This is a genomic window from Massilia polaris (genome assembly GCF_012927275.1).
Classification (GTDB): Bacteria; Pseudomonadota; Gammaproteobacteria; order Burkholderiales; family Burkholderiaceae_D; genus Telluria_A; species Telluria_A polaris.
This window is the reverse complement of sequence record NZ_JABBGG010000026.1, coordinates 1-3,012: the sequence shown is the minus strand read 5'-3', so window position 1 is coordinate 3,012 and position 3,012 is coordinate 1. Positions and strand designations below refer to the sequence as shown.

Sequence of the window (3,012 nt, the reverse complement as noted above, 5' to 3'; positions counted from 1 at the left end):
GGCTTCGGCCTGCTTGAGGATGGCGATGATTTGGCTGTCGGTAAAGCGGGACGTCTTCATGTAGAGCTTTCTGTTCGTAAGTAGAAAATTCTACTTCTAAACACGCTCTTTTTGCGGGGGGATTACCGCGTCTTCTCCTGAAGAGAAAGCAATTGTCGAGAGGATTAGTACAATAGCCCGAGCAAAATTGCTTGAAATGAGTAGTTCAATCGCGCTAAAACGGGCGGGCAAAAGCCAAGCAGCGGTGGCAATGGTCGCGAGTCAACGCGGTAGAATAATGATGGATCAGGTGCGGCGATTGATAACGACGCAACTCAACAGTTTGGCTCAACGTCGTGTTGAGTTGCGTGCAGAAATTACTGCATCCTTGCAGTACAACACTGTTTTGGGTCTCGGTGCCAGTATGGCGAGCTTTGTCATCATTTGCTTTTCCATCGTCGTAGCAGCGAGCAGCCTGAGTCAGCGTGCAGAAGCAACGACACAAGCTGAGTTGCTCGCGGAAACAAACGCTATGCATGCCCATAGCGCCGTTCGCCGTGCTACCTACCTTTCGGCCACAGCACAAATGCTTCAGTCGATCGACAGTATCAAAGCACCGGCTGAGTTGAGCCACGTCTTGCCGATATTCATGTCGAAGCTTTTACCCAACACCTCCGGGCAAGTTTATCTCTACGGTAATTCCCGTGACTTTCTGGAGATGAAAGCATATTGGGGGAGCAAAGACCTCGGCGCAAGTCTACTTGCGCCAAGCGACTGCTGGGGCTTACGGCTTGGGAAGATCCATCATTCGACCCCGACCGACCTTTGCTGCGAGCACACCGATGCGGACGATTCAGCAAAGACGCAATTTTGCGTACCGATGATGTCACAAGGTGATGTTGTCGGTTTGTTGGTTGTCACCGACATTACTAACGACAGTGCGTTGATTGATCAAGACATTGTGGCCACCCTAGCCGAGCAGCTCGCGCTAGCGATAAATAACGTACTGTTGCGTGACTCGCTACGACAACAGTCAACTATTGACCCGCTAACAGGACTATATAACAGGCGCTATTTCGACGAGACGTTGAGGCGTGAGTTGATTAGGGCACAGCGAAGCCAGACTTCTTGTTCCGTTATAATGATTGATCTGGATCACTTCAAGCGAATCAATGATACCTACGGACATGATGCTGGAGACCTCGTGCTTGAAAATGTCTCACGAAAGATCGTCGGATGCGTTCGGGCCAGCGACGTGGTCTGTCGTTATGGCGGTGAGGAGTTGGTAGTAGTCCTGCCCGATTGCACTGTAGAGGCGGCTGCTGTATGCGCTGAAAAGATCAGGCAGTCCCTTGCTGAGATCTCAATCCATCACCTAGGTCAGCACATCAGTGGGATTACAGCGTCGTTTGGAATATCTTCGTGCCCATCGCATGGGGAACGCAATGACGAGATACTCAAAGCGGCAGATCGTGCACTGTACATCGCCAAGAACAACGGACGCGACCAGGTACTAATCGCAGAGCCGTACGGCGAGAAGGTCGTTGTTCTAAGCTCTCGTGCTCGCTCGACGTGAGTTTATTTTATTCCGCTAAAATCCGGAGTTAAAACGACCACTTTTGGCCGCTCGCAGCGCATGTTGTCGCCATGTGTTCCCGTAGGAAAGCGTGGTGGCAGCCTGCCTTGCCATCTTAGCTCGGCTTCACGATAGTCAGCACGGTCGAGCGCGAGACGCCGTAGAGCTTCGCCAAGGCACTCACGCTCTGTTTGCTCGCGTAACCTTCCGCCATCGCCTTACGCTGCTCAGGCGTCGTTTTAGGCCGCCCGCCGAGGATCGTGCCCTCAGCCTTAGCGCGCGCTAGTCCTGCTTGGGTGCGCTCAACGATCAGGTCCCTCTCCATCTCCGCGACGGCTGCCAACATCGCCAACATTGGCAAGCGGTAAGAATGGCGAACTCGACGGCGCGAGCTGCAACACCATCGCGTGCACGAAGTTCGGGCATGAACGCGCCGACTTCTTGCCATGGCAATGCAGGGTGATTTTTCACTGGGGCGATCTTGCCAGGATTCGCAAGCAGATGATCCAAGTGGCCACGCCAGCGCGCAGGATTTTCGCCCTGACGAAATTTGTGGACGGCTGCCCAGTCGAGTACGCATTCGATACGGCCACGTAGGCGCTTTGCAGTCTCTGTCTTGTTATCCCAGATAGGAAAAGGACCTTCATCACCAGCGCAGTGTCAACCTGGTCCACTGACAGGCTTCCGATCACCGGCGACGCATAGGTTTCCAACGTGTTCTCCCATTGGTCGGCATGTTTTGAATTTTTCCAACCAGCGCGGTGTGCAGCGACATAGCGTTTCGCACACTGGTCGAAGGTGATCAGCTTGGCCGGCGGTTGCAAGTTGTTGTTTGCGGGCTGCACGCTCATCCAGAGGGTCAACGCCATCCAATACCAGCAAACGGCAAGCTTTGGCGCGCTCTCGCGCATCGGCGAGGCCGATGACAAGAAACGAACCAAGGCCCATCTCACGCTGCTTCTTATCCATCGTGTAGCGAAAGATCCAGCTCTTCGTGCCGGTTTTCGACACTTGAAGCCAAAGACCGCCGCCGTCGCCATAATAGCCAGGCTCCTGCAACTTCGAGATGGTCAACGCCTTCAATTTTTCAAGTACGATTGCCATTTTCCTACCCACACGCCTACCCACACGGAAGTGGTGGATTCTATCGCATTTCGCCGGATAACGGTGGACAATGTTATTAGAACTTCCCTCTATGATACACGATAGAAAAAGGCCCCATCACTGGTAATGCCGTTCAGTTAAGGTGATTTCTTAATGACGCGAACGGCGTAGCGCTTCGGTGTCGCTTTGACGGCCCGGTCGTATTTGCGATCGGGCCGTTCGTCACTCAGGAGGCTAACCAGCCTTTCGCGCAAATGCTTCATCGAGGCTGGTAGTTTTCCGTACGACCTGGTGACGGCAGCCCAGTGCAACTCAAACTGGATCAGGTGGAATGCACGGATGAAACTGACTTC

At 53.5% G+C, this 3,012-nt stretch carries 3 protein-coding genes and 3 pseudogenes; 1 reads left to right on the top strand and 5 read right to left on the bottom strand.

Annotation, left to right across the window (positions count from 1 at the left end; all coding sequences use genetic code 11):
* Positions 1 to 121 precede the first annotated feature (121 nt).
* Positions 122 to 1,555, top strand: coding sequence for a diguanylate cyclase (locus tag HHL21_RS22070; protein WP_370659777.1), 1,434 nt, complete (start codon positions 122 to 124; stop codon positions 1,553 to 1,555).
* 115 nt (positions 1,556 to 1,670) lie between these two features.
* On the opposite strand, the gene HHL21_RS21855 is transcribed toward HHL21_RS22070, so the two are convergent.
* The 5 genes and pseudogenes from HHL21_RS21855 to HHL21_RS21485 form a co-directional block, all read right to left on the bottom strand.
* Positions 1,671 to 1,910 (bottom strand): recombinase family protein, encoded by a 240-nt coding sequence (locus HHL21_RS21855; RefSeq protein WP_308640263.1) that lies wholly within the window; start codon positions 1,908 to 1,910, stop codon positions 1,671 to 1,673.
* Complete coding sequence (locus HHL21_RS22290; protein WP_441295191.1) at positions 1,865 to 2,185, bottom strand: phage integrase central domain-containing protein; 321 nt, start codon at positions 2,183 to 2,185, stop codon at positions 1,865 to 1,867. The genes HHL21_RS21855 and HHL21_RS22290 overlap by 46 nt, the downstream gene beginning before the upstream one ends.
* Positions 2,186 to 2,250: 65 nt before the next feature.
* Positions 2,251 to 2,406 (bottom strand): annotated as a pseudogene (locus HHL21_RS22285) (phage integrase central domain-containing protein); the annotation flags it as partial.
* Positions 2,405 to 2,659, bottom strand: a pseudogene (locus HHL21_RS22280) (Arm DNA-binding domain-containing protein); the annotation flags it as partial. The pseudogenes HHL21_RS22280 and HHL21_RS22285, both read right to left, overlap by 2 nt.
* Positions 2,660 to 2,796: 137 nt before the next feature.
* Positions 2,797 to 3,012: pseudogene (locus tag HHL21_RS21485) on the bottom strand (IS4 family transposase); the annotation flags it as partial.